This is a genomic window from Maribacter corallii, assembly GCF_047345415.1.
Taxonomy (GTDB): Bacteria; Bacteroidota; Bacteroidia; order Flavobacteriales; family Flavobacteriaceae; genus Maribacter_C.
Genome location: NZ_JBLFEP010000003.1, coordinates 809,616 through 827,617, shown reverse-complemented (window position 1 = coordinate 827,617; position 18,002 = coordinate 809,616). Strand labels below are relative to the sequence as shown.

Here is an 18,002-nt window from a genome sequence, read left to right as displayed (position 1 = left end):
TTGTTTTATATTGATTGACTACTTAGATTGACAATGGTTCTTATGAAAAGTTGCATATTTTTTGATTTTTTTTTCGAAAAACTCGAATGACGGGCCACATGTTACTTTTTTACGCTGCATTGGGTAGGGGAGACCTAGAGTTCTTTTAAAAGAACGACACCCTTTTTTCCGGTTATCGATACCTTTCCTTGCAGTGTTTTTCCGTAAGAAGCACTGATTTCGCGCAGTTTTTTCCCTTTATCGAGCATTTTGGAATCAATATTCTCATATGATTTAGGCAAACGAACCAGACCTTGCTCCAGCGTTGCTTCAAACTCGTGGGAGAAACCGGAGATGTTCAGACTTACTTCAGAAGATTCTTGGACTATGGCGATATCGGTGTCATCACCCAAAATTTCGGAAACCCTGAAATCAGCAATCTTCATATCAAGGTCAACCGAGGTCTCTAAACGCTCCAACTCCAATGTGGTGAACCTTAAAGTGCCATAAATGGTACCTACTTGTTCTAAATTGATTTCGTCCTTATTGGAATATAATTCTAAGGAGTTGATAGGGCCCATCTCCATGTCGGTGCCACTGCTATTGATGCGAATGCTGGTTCCGGCATCCATACTGAGACTTCCGTTTCGAAGATCTAGAGTGCCATAACCAATACGCTTCGCTCTTAACTTTCCATAGCGCATGGTTACATCGGCCTTATTGATATCTTGATTTATCCACACATCACCATGCTCTACCAAGGCTCTCAATTTTCCTGCCCAATCTTCTAGAATGACATCCCCAAAAGTGTTGGTGATATTCAGTTCGGCTTTATTGGGAAGATGGATCGTATAATCGATCTGGATATTACTTCGATCATAATCGAATGGATTTGCTTTCTCGAAAAAGTTAGTAAACCAATTATCACTTTTCTCGGCAATTTCATACCCGATCGAAACAAAGTCATTAGCATCCTTAAAGGTGGGATTGATTCGGCGCAACAGTTCTTCCGCATTTTCCTTCTTACGATGGTTTACGGTGATGACCGCTTCAATGGCGACTTCATTTCTGTCCCATCCATTTAGATTGATATGCCCGTATTTGCTCTCGATACGGAGTTTTCCAGCATTGGTCATGTTATAGGTCTTCGAAATCTTTTTAGATACCTTTTCCTGTGCACTACCGGAAAGGCCCATAAAGAGCCCAAGTGCCAGTATTAGCAGCTTTTTATAATGTGTATCCATAATCATCTTCTTGTATTTTAGAATCGTTTATTTGCTTCAGTAGGTTTTCGATAAGTTCAATCCGCTTTTTGTAATTCGTAACAATGGCCTCCAAGACCAGTTCGTTATCAAGATTATTCCGCATTTCTAACCGTAACTGTTGATACTCAGCGTCTAGCTCATCCATAAATGACAAGAACTCCGACTTATCCGTCTCCGACAATTTTGGATGATTTCGTACCAACTGTACCTGATAGGACACTAAACCTTGATAGTGCTTATCGATATCCAAGAGTTCTTTAGAGGCATATTGCGTTTCTAAACCACTATTGGCATTTATGACGCTATAGGCGATAAAGCTGGTCACACAAAAGAGGAGTAACAATGCCGCGACCATTTTTAATATAGGTGTTTTCCATAAGGGAATGACCTTAGTCGAATCTGTTTCTAACTCTTTTGAGATGTTGGCCCACATTTTGTCACGATCCGGTCGATGATCATCGAATTCGGATGCGTTTTGTCGTATGTTTTTTTCAAAATTGTCCATTACAATTCTTTTATGATTTCCACTAACTTCTTTTTTGCCCGATGGTACTGTGATTTTGACGTCGAAGTCGAAATGCCCAGCACTTCTCCTATTTCAATATGATCGTATCCTTCGATTAAATACAGGTTGATGATCTGACGATACCCGCTGGGCAGTTTGCTGATACCGATCTTGACTCGTTGAATATCCACTGCCTGGGTTACTTCCTTTTCTTCAACTTTTAGATGAAACTCATGGGCATCGATAGGCACCACGGGAATATCTTTTTTCTTTAAGTAGTTGATGCATTTGTTAATAACAATGCGTTTCAGCCAAGACCCGAAAGTACTTTCATAACCAAACCCCTCTAGGTTTTTAAAGGCGGATACAAAGCTCTCTTGAACAATATCTTCCGCATCCTCTTTATTGCCGAGCATTCGCATACCGATATTGTACATCGCGTCGACATAGAGTGTATATAGCTCATATTGAGCACTCCGATGGCCGGACTTGCATTTTTCAATAAGCGCTTGATGCGTAAAGCGGATGTTGGTTTCCAATGTTTTGGCTTGGTTTTAACCTTCTCAATTACTTAAATACTCTTCTAAAGACAACGCGAAGTTAGAATAGTTGCATTTAGAATAAAAAAAGTCAACTATAGAAAATCTTGGATTTGCATCCTAGCCAGTAATGGTGTAGACAGGTTTCAAAAAGACCCCGTATTTATGAGCGGTTCTCCATCCTTTTGTCGGGGTATACCGTTGCATTTAATCAACGGTTTCCCCGGGGCACTTGTCCCGTTTCATCAAGAATACCATCCATTTTGAGATGTGTGATGACAGGTTCTTTGGCCATTCTGATGAGTGTGACATGATCGAAGGAGAGCGAATCTCCTTCTTTTTGGCCGCCCCCTGTGGTACCAAGTATGGTATAGTCACGTCCGTTTCTTTTGGTATGTGAAAACGAATGAAAATGACCATTGATAACGGTATATGGTCGATTTATGAGGAGCGTCTCCAAATTTTTGAGTCCTTTGTCATCTTCTCTCATCCATAGGGGTTTGTGCATGAGCACGAAGGTCCACTTTACCGAAGGGTACGTTTCCAATACGTTTTTGAAATAGACCAATTGCTCCTTGCCCATACTCCCTGTACTTCTTTCGGGCATATTGAAGTATGTGGATTCTTCATAGGTACCATCGATTTCCCCGGCAATGATTTGTAAGGCGGTAGCTCTTGCCTTGTAAATTTCAAGCATGCGCTCTTCAGTGTAATCTTCAGAATCTAGCATCAAGAACAATACGTCTTCGTATACGAAGTGGTAATATCTTGGTCCAAGTCGGTTTTTCCAGAAGGTACGCATCCGCGGGTTGGTCAAATCATGGTTGCCCCCTAGATAAAAGAAGGGCATGTTCAATTTTGAAGTGCGCGCGTCAAAAGAATCCCATTCCTTGGCCAGTTGCAAGGAATCTTCGGTGCCCCCATCGATCAGATCACCAACACTCAGTACGAAAGTAGGATCCAATCGGTTCAATTGGGAAACTGCGGTCTTATAAACACCCTCTCTTTCTCCTCCGTTCAAATCTGAAATGATGGCAAAAGTGAAGTCGTGTTCCTCCAATTCAAATGTACTACTGGTCCAAGGGGTCGGGCCAGTGGTTATATCATGTTCAAAGTTGGGGACCCTTTTAACCTCTTTTCGACAACTTATCGAAATACATAATACTAAAAGTATGACAATCTTGCCTTTCATTGATTCCGATTTTTATTGGAATTACGCAACTATTCGATATGGTTCAATATTTCTTTATTTTCCAGAATCCCCCTATCGGCACCATATAGCCCCACTCGCAACATGGCTTTTGCCAATTGAATGGAGGTGATGCTGGCGTTTTCCCCAAATAATTTAATTATCGGATATAATCGTCTTGAAACACGATACATCAGATTAGGCTCCTTTCGTTTCTCGACAGGGTAAATATAGGCCGGCCGAAAAGCATAGAGACGAATACCCAAATCGGAAATCCGGTTCTCCGCCATTCCCTTAAATCTGGCGAAAGCGGTAGGGCTTTTTTCCGTTCGATCCGCGCCCGCCCCGCTAAGAAGACATAGGTTGGCATCTGGACTATGTTTTTGAAGTTCCCTTGCGAATACCACGGCGTAGTCTACCGTAATCGTTTTGAACTTCGTGGTTGCAACTTGACCGGTATAAACCCCGATACAGAAAAACCCCGCATGTACATTTGCAAAGTAAGCTTCATAATTAGTGTAATCTTCAAAATCCGATATAATCACCTCGGTTAGCTTCGGATGCGTTCGTATGCCCTCTTTTCGGACCAAACTAACGACTTCGGTGACTTGCTCGGCGTCGAGGCACAAATCTAGAATCAGACCCCCGATCATACCTGTACTTCCTGTGACGATTACCTTCATAGATCCATGATGAACGCGATAAACAGTAGCTATAGTTTAGGAGGACTTTGCCAAATGATGTTCATGATTTTCCATTGTCCTTTCACTTTTCCGAGATGGAATAAATCAATACCCCATTCCGCGGTCAGCTTGGCCATAGCCGTTTTATCATTGACCTCATAAATAACGATTTCTTTGGGGGAGTCTGCAGTAATCCGGTCTCCGTTTTTGTTCCATGAGCCAGCCAAATTGTAGAGCTGTTCGTAAGTCATGGGCAAGTTGTCTTTGTAGTCATTGGATTCTGAATCATACCAATAGCCAATTTTTCGAAGGGTTGTATCAACACTTTTTTCGATTAACTCGGGTTTTACCTCGTAGAGGGCATTCACATAATCTTGAATAGCGGAAGTGACTTGGGCCTTATCATCTTGCGCAACCGTCGAAAAGGAGAACAGCGCGATAAATACGATGTAAATAAAGGTGTGTTTTTTCATGAGAGCGGAATTTTGATGGCGTTTTTAAAGCTACGACAAATGTTAGAACAAATCAAAAATAGGACGGTATAACACTTTTATTCGATGAATATATTCCTAGGCTTAGAAAGCCACCTTTGCTCTCAGGGGCTTTGAGTTTGAAGGGACCTGAATTTGAGTAGTGGTTTTTAAACCAGTCAACATAACGAGGATAACCTCGCTTCGTTTTTTTGTTTTAAGAAGTTTCAACAGTTTCAACGAGGATCCGTGCAACCCTCTCTTTTTTGTGCTGTCTATTGATGAATATCAAAAACGAACTTCTAAAAAGATAAATAATGTTGAAAAAAGTGAATTGGCCGATGACCCTGGGTCTCGGTTTCTTTGTACTACTCATGAGCACCTCGGCCATGGCCCAGAATAGCTTTACGCTAAGCGGTAGTATTACGGATAAGAATAATGGGGAAACCCTTTTTGGTGCAACGGTTTTCTTGGAGGACACGAACATTGGGGTAATTACGAACGAGTATGGGTTCTATTCATTGACAGCTCCGGCCGGTAGTTATACCCTTACTATTTCTTATTTGGGATATTCCGAAATAACCAGGGAAATAAATCTTTCAGCCAATCAAAAAATCGATTTCGAAATTACCGAGGTTTCCACGCAATTAACAGAGGTTATAGTCACAGCGGAAGAACCCGAACGGGCCTTATTGCGGAAACCGGAAATGAGTGTTGCCAAAATGAACATTGCAACGGTCAAGAAAATGCCCGTTGTCTTGGGCGAAGTAGATATTTTGAAATCCCTGCAGATGCTTCCCGGTGTGACCAACAACGGTGAGGGTACTGGTGGTTTTCATGTACGAGGCGGGGCCCAAGACCAAAATCTGGTATTATTAGATGAGGCCATTATCTATAACACGTCGCACATGTTCGGTTTTTTCTCGGTGTTTAACGCCGATGCCATTAAAGATGTTAAGCTCTATAAAGGAGGTATTCCAGCACGTTTTGGGGGGCGGGTATCATCCGTTTTGGATATACGTCAGAAAGATGGGAATAACAAAAAACTCGCTTTGACCGGGGGATTGGGAGTTATTTCAAGTCGTTTGACCGTCGAAGCTCCATTGTTCAAGGACAAAGGGTCTTTTTTAATCGCCGGTAGACGTTCATATGCCGATCTTTTGTTGAAAGTGGCTAATAATAAGAACAGTGTGAGCTTCTATGATTTAAACCTTAAAACCAACTATACCATCAATACCAACAATAGACTTTTTCTCTCAGGTTATTTTGGAAGGGATGCCTTCAAATTAGGAAAAAGTTTTAGCAGTAGCTATGGCAACACCACCGGAAACTTAAGATGGAATCATATTTTCAATGATAAGCTGTTTTCGAACCTCTCGGCTATCGTTAGTAAGTATGACTATGACTTGGGCATTACCACCGCAGAATTCGATTGGGTGTCTTCGATTAACAATTACAATCTCAAATATGACCTGAAATACTACCTAAATGATCGATTTACGGTAGATTTTGGGGCAAGCGGTATTTATTATGACTTTGACCCTGGGCAGATCAGACCAACTGCACCGACCTCTTCGGTCAATCCCTTAAGTCTGGATCGCAAGAAAGCTATCGAGGGGGGAATCTATGTCAATGCAGAGCAGAAATTGAGTGAAAAGTTGAACGTTCAGTATGGCTTGCGGTACAGTATATTTAGCCGATTGGGTGGGCAAGCACTTTCGGAATACGCCAATGACCAGCCCGTTGTGTTTAATCCGGTTTTAGGTATTTATCAGCGGGGAACGGTAACCGGGGAGACAGAATTCGCCAAAGGAGATGCGATCAAAAATTTCGGTAACCTTGAACCGCGTGTTTCCCTGGCCTACGAGTTGAATGAGGCTTCTTCATTGAAAGCTGGCTTTTCACGAGTCGCCCAGTATATACATTTATTGTCAAATACCTCTTCGGCAACCCCATTGGATGTATGGACCCCCAGTGGAAAATTTATTGCACCCCAATTGTCCAATCAATATGCGCTGGGGTACTTTCGGAATTTCGAGGACAAAAAGTATTCTTTAGAGGTCGAGGCCTACTTTAAAAATGTAGACAATCGTATCGACTATATCGACGGCTCTGATCTTATCGGACAGAATACCATAGAAACTGAAATTCTCAATGGCGAATCACGCGCCTATGGACTTGAACTGCTTCTTCGCAAAAATGAGGGCAACTTCACCGGTTGGGTTGCCTATACCTTATCAAAATCGGAGCAACGTACTCCTGGTGGTACCGCAGGTGGTTTGGGAATAAATAATGGGGAATGGTACAACACGCCTTTTGATCGGACCCACGATATTTCAATATCAGGGGCTTACAAACTCAATGATAAATGGAGTTTTGGCACTAATTTGGTTTTCCAGACCGGGAGACCTGTAACGTATCCAAATGGGCAGTATGAATATGAAGGCTTGTCCATTGCAAGTTATTCACCTCGAAATTCCGATCGGTTGCCAACCTATCACCGTCTTGATCTTTCCGTAAACTACAAGCCTAATCGAAAACCCAACAATCGCCTTAAGGGAGAATGGGTATTGGGTATTTACAATGTATACAACAGAAAGAATGCGGCATCGATTTCCTTCGGCCAAAATTTCGAAACTGGGGCTAATGAAGCTACTCGAACGGCAATATTCGGTATCGTACCCTCCTTAACCTATAATTTTAAATTCTAAAAAAATGAAAAATAATATCCAATTACTTATTCTGTTTTTGGTCATCGGTATGACCTCCTGTGAAGATGTAATCGATGTACCTGTTCAAAGTGCGCCAGTGAGGTTGGTTGTGGAAGCCTCCTTAGATTGGGAAAAAGGTACTTCCGGAAATAATCAGGTCATTATCCTGAGTTCGTCTACCCCCTTTTTTGAAACCACCACGGCAATGGAGGTTGTAGGGGCTTCGGTCAAAGTAACGAACGATTCCAGTGGGCTGGAGTTTCAGTTTGAGGACCAAAACAATGGTACTTACACCACTTCTGATTTCGTACCGGTATTGGGCCAATCCTATACCTTGGAAATCAGATATAATGGAGAAGTCTATTCGGCTACGGAGACCCTGCAACCAGTTACGGATATCACAAGTATATATCAAGATGTGGAAGATGGTTTTGAGGATGATATCTTAGAGGTACATATTGTATTCACAGACCCGCAACAAGAAGGAAACAATTACCTGTTCAGATTTCAAAAGGAGGGTGATTTATTACCCGAGTTTGAATTGGGTCAAGATGAATTTGTCAATGGCAATGAGATCGATTGGTGGTATGAAATCGAAGAAGATGAGGATACGGATAAAATCGAGGCGTTTCAGCCCGGAGATTTGGTAACGATAGACATGTACGGTATTTCGGAAGGCTATAACGACTATATGGAAATCTTGATCGATCAAATCGGTGGTGTTGGGCTTTTTGAGGCCACGCCGGTATCGGTAAAGGGAAATTGTATTAACCAAACGAATCCAGAGAACTATGCTCATGGGTACTTTAGATTGACCGAAGTAAACAGAACGAGCTATACATTCGAATAGGGGTTAGGAGAATACGAGGTACAAATCAGCATGTACAATAGCAGACAGCTCGATTTGTACCTCCTATTCTATATCCTACTAATCACAGGTGATAACACTTGCTGCCGCTGCGATGGCGTCTGCCTGTGACATGGAATTCTTGAACAACACGAATTTATCAATGGCATGGCCAGAAGACCGCGCAGATACCTCCATTTTGTACGTTCCCGGATTGTCGAATTCTACATAGATATCATGCGCATCATGATCTGAAGTCCTGGCTTGCCATATAAAATCAAGATTGTTTCCGCTCCGGTATATTTTAAGCCAACCATCTTTTGAAGAGCCATTCGGATTGGGGTTCTTTCCACTTCCTTTTGGGAAAACCTTACTTCCCGTTCCTTTTTTTCCGTAAAAATCGTCCGCATCGGCAAAACGCAACCAAGTATCGTTATGTTCCGTTCCATTATTTCCTGTTTTTACGGCATTATACCATAAAAATTTATAGGTTCCAGGATTGGTGATCTTGATGTTGAAAGTGACCTTTCCGGTACCGGGATCATTAAGATATTGTTGGCCTTGCCATACCATATAGCCCTTACCGGTATATGTATTCCCGTTAGTTTTGAGCGCCCAGCTGCCGGAAAATTTAGCATCTTCAAATTCGGCCAAAACCAAACCATCCTTTTCGTTAAATATGTAATTTAAAGGATTTGTACATGTACTCACGGTATCTGTTCCGTCATTGGTGTCTTCAGAAGAATCTTCGCTTTCGTCGTCGTCGGAAGTCGTGTCAGATTCGTCATCTTGAGTAGTATCATCAGTATTTCCATCATCATCATCTTCGGTAGTAGTCGTATCGTCTGTCGGAACTTCATCAGGTTCTTGTTCCGTTTCATCCGATGCGATTTCGGTATCGGTCAGCAGTAGTTCCGCATCTTCGGAACTACAGGAATAAATGGCAAGTGTAAATACGAATAGTACAAAGAGGCCTTTGGGCCAATTGCTTGCAATAGCAGTCATATGTGTAGGATTAGGGGTTACTAAATTGGACAACGATATACGGAAGAAGGGTTGTATATGGTCGTTTTCGAACTGATAAAATGCTGTTAATTCGATGAAATGCAGTTACTTAACAGAAAAGGAGTGTGTTTCAACGACAAAACCCGATGAATGGTAAAAACAAAAACAAAGGGGTGCTGAACACATCATGTATCGAGTTCAATCGAATCAGTCTTTTTTAACGGAAAGATCTTGAAGAATGTCATGCTTCGCCATGCCCATTCCAATGGGCCATAGTGGAACCGACGTAACCATAGCTTACTGGCCCAAACCTGAAAGGCAATAAATAGCAGGGCAAGCAAAAAAGTATAGGTGCTGGTCAACTCACCAAGATAACCGAACCCCCAACCATATAAAAGCAGCCCTCCAAAAAGACTCTGGAAAAAATAATTGGTCAAAGCCATTCGTCCATAAGGTGCAAACTTCAGTAACCACCGCTCCATCCTTGTTTTTCTATACAAAATAACAAAAAGCGAAATATAGATCAAGGTCATGGCCAGGTTCGCGATATCCATTCCAGAGAGTCCGATCATGGCAATCCAATTATCAAGTTTGGCTTCCGGACCCATACTGATAAATGCCAGGGCCGTAACACCAAAACCTATAAGCAGCAGAACTACCGATCCGATCAATACCCTTTTGGTCAGTTTTTTGTCAGTTTTGAAACGCTTGAAAAAACCGATACGACCTATATACAAGCCGATCAGAAAAAAAGCGAATGTAAAATATCCCCTGCCGAATATGCCGTACTGAAAGTTCATTTTGTCCAAATGGCCCTCCCAGGCATTGGTCTGAAAAACCTCCCAAATAGATCCGGTCTTAAGGGTGTTATAGTATGCGAGCACATTGGGAGCATTGGGATCCATAGGGTCTATATTTAAAAACAAGTGCTCGCCTTGAGTCAAAAAGAAAACAAGATATCTGCCGAGCCCAAGAAAGAGTACTGCTGAGAAGGCCAGCACCCATTTGGTATCGACTTTATAAAAAGGAATCAAGAATATGCCTAGAATCGCATAAATGGTGAGGATATCCCCTCTATAGAAAAGACTATGCACATAACCGATGATGAACAATAGTACCAATCTCCAAAGGAACCTTCCTCCAAAAGCAACCCCTTTTTTGACTCCATTCTTCATTTGAATAAAAAAACTGAGCCCGAACAAAAAGGAGAACAAGGCAATGAATTTACCTCTAAAGAAAAAATTCAGAAGGCCATCCACCACTTGATCTAATGGTCCGACGCTGACGGCCTCATAAAAACTTTGGGGTGCTCTTGCTCCGATATAGTTCTCTACCATATGACAGAGAACAATGCCGGCCAAAGCAATACCCCGAAGGGCATCAATGATTTCGATTCTACTGGAGGTTGTGGTTGACATAGGCGTTTCTTGAAGTTGATGCTTACTAGACGTCAATTCGATAGACAATGTTACAGTTTGTAAGGGGAAACTTGGGCGGAAACCGATTTGGTCGAATCTTTCTGCACCCCAAATTCAAGTACTCTCACCACCAAACCACAAAAAGCTTTTCGAATACGGCCTCTGATTTTTTCACCCATACCATGGGGGCTGATTCTTTTAGCATTCTAATATTCAGATCCATGAGCACTTCAAAGTGGGATGACCATTGGACCGCTTCATGTGGCGCAATGACCCATTCCGATTTATGGGGAATGTAGTAGTGGTATGATTTGAACGTGGGTGAATTGAAATTATTGAATCGTAGCCAATACCCGCAAATACAGGCCGTATTCAGCGGACGAATAGCTGGGTTGGCCGTACCATAGGGCGAAAAGAGTTGCGCTTTGTAACATGCCTTATGCAATAGATGATCGGGGGTGATATGATAGCCGGTCAAAGCATCCTTTCCCTCTTGGGTATGAAGTAATTGAAATTGCTCGTTTTTGATTTTTTCCATTTTGGTGAAGAACATATCCCTTCTGTTTGGCCCCACTAAGCGGTGTATTGGTTCACTGATATCAAGGTCTATAATATAGAATTTATAGGTTAGTTCAACATGAATTGTCTTTTGGGTCCTGGTATCCTTGATAATAAAATCGATTTCCCCCAGTGTCTGCTTTTCTCGCTTAACAGGTAAATTGTGCAAGAGTATATCATGACCGGGGCAACTATCGATCAGTTGTTTGAAAATCTGTTCCATCTGGTGTCCTAAACGTAGTTTCTTCGTTAAGGGTTGTACCTTGAAATGTGAGAAGTCGATTTCTGGAAATGCAAATTGCGAGATACCGAACTGATCATTAACCCAAAGGGGAGGGGTATTCAAAAAACCTACACATTGTTTTTGAAGAAAATCTTGAGGCATCATCAAAGCGAAGTTAAGATAATACCACGTGCTTCTGTCAGGATATTTGATGGAGATGGCCCGTAATCGATTTGTACTGGTTTCGCAACGTTAACATTTCCTAAAAAACCGAAACCCTCTTAGTAGAATGTAGTATTTTTATAAGATGGCTATGATGACAAGAAAAGGATTTCGGTTCACGCCTTATGAAGCGCCGGAACAAACACCATTTGACAAACTTTTCGATATTTTCCAAGAACTCATCACTCATACTTCCGGTGATTTTGATGAGGCCATTGATTGGCTACGTGAATTGGACAAAGAATATGAGTTGACCGATGACGAATATACCATCGATGATTTCATTGAAGATTTAAAAGCCAAAGGATACATCCGTGAGGAATTTGAGGATGGTGGTGGTGAAATGGGCGAAGAGGGTCAAGATGGGCAAGATGGTGATGGAAAAGGGACGATTTCGATTACGGCCAAAATGGAACGAATCATTCGACAGCGGGCCTTGGATCAAATATTTGGAAAGTTGAAGCGGAGCGGAGCCGGAAACCATAAAACCGGAAAGTCTGGTCAGGGCGATGAGCACACGGGTGACTTTCGGGAGTATCGGTATGGAGACGGGTTAGAGCATATTTCTATGACCGAGAGCCTTAAAAACGCTCAGGTTAATCACGGTATTGGCAGTTTTACATTGGATGAGAGTGATTTGGTGGTCGAAGACACCCAATACAAGGCCCAAATGAGCACCATACTGATGATCGACATCAGTCATAGTATGATTCTATACGGCGAAGATCGCATCACACCCGCCAAGAAAGTTGCGATGGCCTTGGCTGAATTGATAACTACCCGATACCCGAAAGACACTTTGGATATTTTGGTTTTTGGAAACGATGCATGGCCCATTCCAATAAAGGACTTACCCTACCTTAAAGTTGGCCCATATCACACGAATACCGTTGCCGGCTTGCAATTGGCTATGGATATGTTGCGAAGAAAGCGAAATACGAACAAGCAAATATTCATGATTACCGACGGTAAACCTAGTTGTTTACGTCTGCCTGACGGCACCTATTACAAGAACAGTGTAGGTTTGGATGATTTCATTGTAGAAAAATGCTATAATATGGCTCGCCAGGCAAGAAAACTGCATATACCCATTACCACCTTCATGATTGCTCAAGACCCATATTTGATGCAATTTATCCGTCATTTTACCGAAGCGAACAAAGGCAAGGCCTTTTTTACCGGATTGAAAGGATTGGGTGAAATGATTTTCGAGGATTATGAAAATAACAGAAGAAAAAGACTGAAGTGATTCAAGACCGAAATATGAACATTTTATTCATGTATATCGATGAACGACCAAAATAAAACAGGACATTTTCAATACGACGATAGGCAATTTGAGGAGCAATTTCGAAATCTTAAATTAAATCCAGAACTATTTGATCATGAGGCGCACTTGCGATTAGCTTGGATTCATATCACAACATATGGTATTGAAAAGGCCTTGGATACCATTTCATCGCAATTGAAAGCGTATGTTGTGCATGTAGGCGCGGCAGATAAATATAACAAAACAGTTACCATGGCGGCCATTAAAGCCGTTTATCATTTTATTTTGAAGTCCACATCAAGTACATTCCAAGACTTCATGATAGCGTTCCCTAGATTAAAGGACAACTTCATTGAATTAATGGGCTACCATTACAGTTATGACATCTTTAATTCAGAAAAGGCAAAAAAAAATTATTTAGAACCTGATCTATTACCATTTGATTAAAAGTATGCAATTGAACTACAAAGAAATCTCCACCTTAGGGGCATTAAAAAAAGCAGGGTATCAAACCAAGAGCATCAAGGATGAACTTCGGGATAACCTACGGGAAAAAATAAAAAAAGGAGAGGAAACCTTCACAGGGGTCTGGGGCTATGAAAATTCTGTGATTCCCGAATTGGAGCGTGCCATTTTATCACGTCACAACATCAACCTGCTAGGACTTCGTGGGCAGGCCAAAACCCGACTGGCACGCCTTATGGTGCATTTGTTGGATGCGTATATTCCCGTCGTTGCAGGTTCGGAAATCAATGATGATCCTTTGGCACCTATGTCACGTTACGCTATAGAAATGATCAAGGAACAGGGTGACGCAACACCGATTTCCTGGCTGCATCGTGATGAGCGTTTTTATGAAAAATTAGCAACCCCCGATGTGACCGTGGCTGATTTGATTGGGGATGTAGACCCTATAAAAGCAGCCAATCTCAAATTATCGTATGCCGATGACCGAGTCATTCATTTTGGGATGATTCCGCGTGCCAATCGATGTATTTTTGTCATCAATGAATTGCCCGATTTACAAGCGAGAATTCAGGTATCACTTTTCAATATATTAGAAGAGGGTGATATTCAGATCCGCGGATTCAAGTTGCGTTTGCCCCTAGATCTGCAATTTGTTTTTACGGCGAACCCTGAAGATTATACGAATAGAGGTAGTATCGTTACCCCCTTAAAGGATCGAATAGGGTCGCAGATATTGACACATTATCCTGATGATATTGAAACGGCCAGAAAGATCACGGCGCAAGAATCAAACCTTGATGAGCGACAGTCCGCTGCGGTGTATGTGCCCGATATTGCAAAAGACCTCTTGGAACAAATTAGTTTTGAGGCGCGCAATAGTGAATATGTCGACGCCAAAAGTGGTGTCAGTGCGCGTACGAGCATTACGGCTTTCGAAAATCTATTAAGTACTGCAGAGCGACGGGCTTTACAGACTGGAGCAGAGACGACCGCCCTGCGTTTAAGTGACTTCCTGGGAGTGATTCCGGCCATTACGGGAAAAATAGAGTTGGTATATGAAGGCGAGCAGGAGGGAGCCGATGGGGTCGCCTCGATTTTGATCGATGATGCAGTAAAATCACTCTTTCCCATGTACTTCCCCAAAATAAATAAGCTAGAGCGTAAAGATGAAGTCACTCCGTATGATGACCTCTTATCATGGTTTTTCCAACAAAGCGAAGCCTTCGAATTGTTGGATGACTTTACCGATGAGGAGTACAAAAGAAGTTTGGATAGCATACCTGAATTGAACCGCATTTTAGCGGAGCATCAGCCCGATTTTTCAAAAAAAGACACCTACTTCTTAAAAGAGCTATTGCTTTGGGGTTTAGTCTCTTTCAAGAAGTTAAGCAAACATCGATTCTCCGAAGGATATCAATTTAAGGACCTCTACGGAAGCTTCATTAGTGGCCTATAAAAGAAAAACCCGACCATTACACAATGGTCGGGTTTTTCTTTTTCATAACATTGCTTTTTAAGAGGTCTGATAGGCCGGTAAATTGAAAATAAACGAACTTCCCTTCGCAGGTTTGCTCAATACGGTAATCGTCGTATCGTGAAGCTCCATAATCTTTTTTACGATAGCCAACCCTAGGCCAGAACCTTGTTTTTTGGCACTTTCATTGACTTGTTTGTACCTATCGAAAATAAATGGTTGCTCATTTACCGGTATACCTGTTCCGGTATCCGTAATATTGATTTCAATATTCTTTCCCTTTTTCTGCAAGGAGAGCGTAACCTTGCCTTTTGGCTCTGTATACTTAATAGCATTTTCGATCAGGTTTTGCAAAGCGCGCTCCACCAAACTGACATCCGCATAGACCATGTTGTTCTCTTGGGGTTTATCTAACTCCAAAACAATCTGCTTTTTTTCCGCCAAAACCTTGAATTTGGCAATGAGATCATGAGATAACTCGGTAATGGAAAAAGGCTCTTTTACAGGTACCACTTGTTCTGCTTCCAGTTTGGAGTATTCGAACAATTGATTGATCAATTTTGAGAGCTTGTCCACATTATCATGGGTAATCTGCAGGTATTCTTCCTTTTCTTGCTCAGAAAGTGTATCCCTTTTTATTTGTAAGGTCTCTATGTATCCCTTTAAAATAGCCAAAGGGGTTCTCAAATCATGAGAGACGTTCGCAATCAATTCCCTACGTAGTAAATCGACAGATTGCATCTTGTCCATATTTCCCACGATGGATTCTGCCATGTCATTGAACGAATTGGCAAAGATCGAGATATCGGATTTTTCAGGATTCTCGATTCGGGCCGTAAGGTCACCCTCATGAAAACGGCGCACCGTACCGGTAATCACACGAAGGTTTTTGGTAAGAAACCAAATGGCCAATAAGCCGATGAGTGCCGAAAAAAGCATGGTTAACAAGAAGGCACCAAGACCTAGTTTAGCAAAATACTGGCCTAACAAAGTGTTACTTACTTCCTGAAATTTCTTTCCGGCTAGAATGATGTAGATATATCCTTTATGTCCATCAATATCGTAAGGTGCGGCCGAGAAGATTTTCTGCTCTTCCGGATTTCTGGGATCGTCACCCAAAATAAATTTCTCGCCCTTATCCGCTATGAACGAAGTAATGGGAGCTAGGGAAACACTTTTGGTGGCATCCGAATCATTTGGATCGAGTACAACGGAGTATAAAATCGTGCCCTCGTTATCGAGCAGATAGACTTCGATACCACGATTAACCGCCATCATATCGTGCATCAGGTCACCGAACAGCGGTTTGTTGACACTGCCATCTTCCAAAAACGGGGAAGCACCAGTGAACTTTTCGGAGATGACATGATTTGCTACCTCTGCATCAAGTCGTTGCGCGGTCTCTTGATTGTGCATATTGGCAAAATAACTGGTAATGCCAATGTATGAGGCTCCCATTAAAATTACCAGTAAAATGAAGGCGCCCCACAATTTCTTGACCAATTTCGGGGTCAATGTTTTACCCGTATTCTTCATATGGCGATATCTTCGTTAAATTTATAACCCACTCCCCAAGTTGTGAGAATATAGTTGGGATTCGCCATATCGGATTCGATTTTGGCCCGTAATCTATTGATGTGCGAGTTCACAGTGTGCTCATATCCCTCGAAATTATAGCCCCATATCATATCCAATAATTCCGTTCGCGTATAATTTCTTCCGGGATTAGAGGCCATAAGTACGAGCAGCTCGAATTCCTTTGGTGAAAGTTCGACCCTTTTATCATCTAAAACAACTTTTCGTTTATCGATATCGATGAGCAATCCTTCAGCCGAAATAGCGGATGAATTCTCCTTCTCCAACTTTGAGGCATCCGTTCTTCGTATAACCGCCTTGACCCGCGCAAGAAGTTCACGAATGCTAAAAGGTTTCGTGATATAGTCGTCTGCGCCCATTTCCAAGCCCAAAACACGGTCGATTTCCTCCGATTTAGCAGTGAGCATAATGATAGGCGTGTTTTTTACTTTACGGAGTTTTTTGCAGATTTCAACGCCGTCCATGGTGGGTAAGGTCAAATCCAAAAGAATCAAATCGTAGTCATTCTCCAATGCCATTTGAAGGCCCTCTTCGCCGTCCGTGGCTTTCGAAGTGGAATAAATCAAATCGGTGAGGTGAATCTCCAATAATTTGATGATTTCAGGGTCATCCTCTATGATAAGTATCTGTTTCATAATTATATCGGTTACGAAAGAAGTTAAAAAGTATCACACAAATATCACGGGGAACTCAAAATCTCTAAAAGCGGTTTTTTGCTGCTGAATACCTTGTTATAAGGTACTTTAGGAAAAAACCAACGTATTACTAGTCGAAGAGGTCACAAAATCCTAACAAAAGTTGTTCGAAAGTTTATCTTTTCGTGACTTCGCTATCATTTTATAGGACTTAGTTTGTGTATAATCTAAAAATTAAGAACTATGAAGAAACTATTACATGATGTGAACGGCCCTGAAGCGGGCATAATGCGTTTTGGATGGAACCAAGTACTTGCACTGTGCTTGATGGTCTTTTTGCCGATTTTCGGTATGGCCAATAACGATCTAAATCCTGGGATTTTGGTCCAGGAGGAAATAAACGGCGGTACACTTTCTGAGGATCCCTTCCATTTCTGCGTTGGTGATGGCGAGGCCGACCATGTGAGCAAGGTCAGTGTAGAAGGCGCCAGTGGCCCTAACATGCAATGGGTAGTTACCGACGAGGACGGTAAAATATTAGGACTTCCCCCAACGCCCGAGGCAGTGAATTTCGATGGTGCAGGGCCGGGCATTTGCCTGATCTGGCATTTGAGCTACGCAGATGGCCTTACAGGTCTTGAGGCGGGTAACAACGCTCTCACCGATCTAATGGGTGAGTACGATCTTTCGGATGATAATGTCCGTGTCTACCGGGCTCAACCCGAGGCGGGCGAGCTTTTGGGCGGACCTTTCTCCTTCGATGTCGACGGTACCCCCGATATGGTATCCGGTCTTTCCCTTGAGGGCGAGCGCATGGGCAGCAACAGTACGTTCGTGATCACTGACGACCAGGGCAAGATATTGGGTCTTCCCCCGACGCTCGAAGCGGTCGAGGGCGTTGATTTCGACGGTGCCGGTGCGGGCACGTGCCTGATCTGGTACCTT

16 protein-coding genes and 1 pseudogene are annotated in these 18,002 nt (G+C 42.3%); 6 read left to right on the top strand and 11 right to left on the bottom strand.

All coding sequences use genetic code 11. The features are described 5' to 3' along the window. Positions 1 to 134 precede the first annotated feature (134 nt). The 6 genes from ACKWCA_RS13565 to ACKWCA_RS13540 form a co-directional block, all read right to left on the bottom strand. On the bottom strand, positions 135 to 1,229 hold the full coding sequence (locus tag ACKWCA_RS13565; RefSeq protein ID WP_413978750.1) for a hypothetical protein: 1,095 nt from the start codon (positions 1,227 to 1,229) through the stop codon (positions 135 to 137). Further along, a complete protein-coding gene (locus ACKWCA_RS13560) occupies positions 1,207 to 1,749 on the bottom strand; it encodes a hypothetical protein (RefSeq protein ID WP_413978749.1) in 543 nt (180 codons plus the stop codon). Before ACKWCA_RS13560 ends, ACKWCA_RS13565 begins: the two co-directional genes overlap by 23 nt. Further along, a complete protein-coding gene (locus ACKWCA_RS13555) occupies positions 1,749 to 2,288 on the bottom strand; it encodes an RNA polymerase sigma factor (RefSeq protein ID WP_413978748.1) in 540 nt (179 codons plus the stop codon). The genes ACKWCA_RS13560 and ACKWCA_RS13555 overlap by 1 nt, the downstream gene beginning before the upstream one ends. A 211-nt stretch (positions 2,289 to 2,499) precedes the next feature. Then, positions 2,500 to 3,480, bottom strand: a complete 981-nt coding sequence (locus ACKWCA_RS13550; RefSeq protein ID WP_413978747.1) for a metallophosphoesterase family protein — start codon at positions 3,478 to 3,480, stop codon at positions 2,500 to 2,502. Between the two features lie 29 nt (positions 3,481 to 3,509). After that, a complete protein-coding gene (locus ACKWCA_RS13545; protein ID WP_413978746.1) occupies positions 3,510 to 4,160 on the bottom strand; it encodes a Rossmann-fold NAD(P)-binding domain-containing protein in 651 nt (216 codons plus the stop codon). Positions 4,161 to 4,189: 29 nt separating this feature from the next. Further along, positions 4,190 to 4,633 (bottom strand): nuclear transport factor 2 family protein, encoded by a 444-nt coding sequence (locus ACKWCA_RS13540; RefSeq protein WP_413978745.1) that lies wholly within the window; start codon positions 4,631 to 4,633, stop codon positions 4,190 to 4,192. A gap of 314 nt (positions 4,634 to 4,947) precedes the next feature. On the opposite strand from ACKWCA_RS13540, the gene ACKWCA_RS13535 reads away from it, so the two are divergent. Together ACKWCA_RS13535 and ACKWCA_RS13530 are read left to right on the top strand one after the other, a co-directional pair. Further along, complete coding sequence (locus tag ACKWCA_RS13535) at positions 4,948 to 7,341, top strand: TonB-dependent receptor (protein WP_413978744.1); 2,394 nt, start codon at positions 4,948 to 4,950, stop codon at positions 7,339 to 7,341. A 4-nt stretch (positions 7,342 to 7,345) separates the two neighbouring features. After that, positions 7,346 to 8,191 carry a DUF4249 family protein gene (locus tag ACKWCA_RS13530; protein WP_413978743.1) on the top strand — a complete coding sequence of 282 codons (846 nt, stop codon included), beginning with the start codon at positions 7,346 to 7,348 and terminating at the stop codon, positions 8,189 to 8,191. 78 nt (positions 8,192 to 8,269) lie between these two features. On the opposite strand, the gene ACKWCA_RS13525 is transcribed toward ACKWCA_RS13530, so the two are convergent. The 3 genes from ACKWCA_RS13525 to ACKWCA_RS13515 form a co-directional block, all read right to left on the bottom strand. Further along, positions 8,270 to 9,193: a hypothetical protein gene (locus tag ACKWCA_RS13525; RefSeq protein WP_413978742.1), complete on the bottom strand. Its 924-nt coding sequence runs from the start codon at positions 9,191 to 9,193 to the stop codon at positions 8,270 to 8,272. A 185-nt stretch (positions 9,194 to 9,378) separates the two neighbouring features. Next, the gene (locus tag ACKWCA_RS13520; RefSeq protein ID WP_413978741.1) at positions 9,379 to 10,611 is read right to left on the bottom strand and encodes a DUF418 domain-containing protein; all 1,233 of its coding nucleotides are present in this window, start codon (positions 10,609 to 10,611) and stop codon (positions 9,379 to 9,381) included. Positions 10,612 to 10,735: 124 nt separating this feature from the next. After that, positions 10,736 to 11,557 (bottom strand): DUF1853 family protein, encoded by an 822-nt coding sequence (locus tag ACKWCA_RS13515; RefSeq protein ID WP_413978740.1) that lies wholly within the window; start codon positions 11,555 to 11,557, stop codon positions 10,736 to 10,738. Positions 11,558 to 11,699: 142 nt separating this feature from the next. Here ACKWCA_RS13515 and ACKWCA_RS13510 point away from each other — a divergent pair, with 142 nt between their 5' ends. The 3 genes from ACKWCA_RS13510 to ACKWCA_RS13500 are packed head-to-tail and all read left to right on the top strand — an operon-like array spanning position 11,700 to position 14,808. Beyond that, positions 11,700 to 12,863 carry a vWA domain-containing protein gene (locus ACKWCA_RS13510; protein WP_413978739.1) on the top strand — a complete coding sequence of 388 codons (1,164 nt, stop codon included), beginning with the start codon at positions 11,700 to 11,702 and terminating at the stop codon, positions 12,861 to 12,863. Between the two features lie 39 nt (positions 12,864 to 12,902). Then, positions 12,903 to 13,331, top strand: a complete 429-nt coding sequence (locus ACKWCA_RS13505) for a hypothetical protein (protein WP_413978738.1) — start codon at positions 12,903 to 12,905, stop codon at positions 13,329 to 13,331. Positions 13,332 to 13,335: 4 nt separating this feature from the next. Then, the gene (locus ACKWCA_RS13500) at positions 13,336 to 14,808 is read left to right on the top strand and encodes a magnesium chelatase (RefSeq protein ID WP_413978737.1); all 1,473 of its coding nucleotides are present in this window, start codon (positions 13,336 to 13,338) and stop codon (positions 14,806 to 14,808) included. Positions 14,809 to 14,865: 57 nt separating this feature from the next. Here the strand turns inward: ACKWCA_RS13500 and ACKWCA_RS13495 are convergent, their stop codons facing one another. Next, on the bottom strand, positions 14,866 to 16,362 hold the full coding sequence (locus ACKWCA_RS13495; protein ID WP_413978736.1) for a sensor histidine kinase: 1,497 nt from the start codon (positions 16,360 to 16,362) through the stop codon (positions 14,866 to 14,868). After that, positions 16,359 to 17,057 (bottom strand): response regulator transcription factor, encoded by a 699-nt coding sequence (locus tag ACKWCA_RS13490; protein ID WP_413978735.1) that lies wholly within the window; start codon positions 17,055 to 17,057, stop codon positions 16,359 to 16,361. The genes ACKWCA_RS13495 and ACKWCA_RS13490 overlap by 4 nt, the downstream gene beginning before the upstream one ends. A gap of 243 nt (positions 17,058 to 17,300) precedes the next feature. Here ACKWCA_RS13490 and ACKWCA_RS13485 point away from each other — a divergent pair. Continuing rightward, a pseudogene (locus ACKWCA_RS13485) lies at positions 17,301 to 18,002 on the top strand (hypothetical protein); the annotation flags it as partial.

What these genes read in the sequence shown, in the direction of transcription:
- ACKWCA_RS13525 (WP_413978742.1), bottom strand. Translation starts at nt 9,193, where the DNA reads ATGACTGCTATTGCAAGCAATTGGCCCAAAGGCCTCTTTGTACTATTC.
- ACKWCA_RS13535 (WP_413978744.1), top strand. Translation starts at nt 4,948, where the DNA reads ATGTTGAAAAAAGTGAATTGGCCGATGACCCTGGGTCTCGGTTTCTTT.
- ACKWCA_RS13500 (WP_413978737.1), top strand. Translation starts at nt 13,336, where the DNA reads ATGCAATTGAACTACAAAGAAATCTCCACCTTAGGGGCATTAAAAAAA.
- ACKWCA_RS13515 (WP_413978740.1), bottom strand. Translation starts at nt 11,557, where the DNA reads ATGATGCCTCAAGATTTTCTTCAAAAACAATGTGTAGGTTTTTTGAAT.
- ACKWCA_RS13565 (WP_413978750.1), bottom strand. Translation starts at nt 1,229, where the DNA reads ATGATTATGGATACACATTATAAAAAGCTGCTAATACTGGCACTTGGG.
- ACKWCA_RS13560 (WP_413978749.1), bottom strand. Translation starts at nt 1,749, where the DNA reads ATGGACAATTTTGAAAAAAACATACGACAAAACGCATCCGAATTCGAT.
- ACKWCA_RS13545 (WP_413978746.1), bottom strand. Translation starts at nt 4,160, where the DNA reads ATGAAGGTAATCGTCACAGGAAGTACAGGTATGATCGGGGGTCTGATT.
- ACKWCA_RS13550 (WP_413978747.1), bottom strand. Translation starts at nt 3,480, where the DNA reads ATGAAAGGCAAGATTGTCATACTTTTAGTATTATGTATTTCGATAAGT.
- ACKWCA_RS13505 (WP_413978738.1), top strand. Translation starts at nt 12,903, where the DNA reads ATGAACGACCAAAATAAAACAGGACATTTTCAATACGACGATAGGCAA.
- ACKWCA_RS13540 (WP_413978745.1), bottom strand. Translation starts at nt 4,633, where the DNA reads ATGAAAAAACACACCTTTATTTACATCGTATTTATCGCGCTGTTCTCC.
- ACKWCA_RS13495 (WP_413978736.1), bottom strand. Translation starts at nt 16,362, where the DNA reads ATGAAGAATACGGGTAAAACATTGACCCCGAAATTGGTCAAGAAATTG.
- ACKWCA_RS13510 (WP_413978739.1), top strand. Translation starts at nt 11,700, where the DNA reads ATGGCTATGATGACAAGAAAAGGATTTCGGTTCACGCCTTATGAAGCG.
- ACKWCA_RS13520 (WP_413978741.1), bottom strand. Translation starts at nt 10,611, where the DNA reads ATGTCAACCACAACCTCCAGTAGAATCGAAATCATTGATGCCCTTCGG.
- ACKWCA_RS13490 (WP_413978735.1), bottom strand. Translation starts at nt 17,057, where the DNA reads ATGAAACAGATACTTATCATAGAGGATGACCCTGAAATCATCAAATTA.
- ACKWCA_RS13530 (WP_413978743.1), top strand. Translation starts at nt 7,346, where the DNA reads ATGAAAAATAATATCCAATTACTTATTCTGTTTTTGGTCATCGGTATG.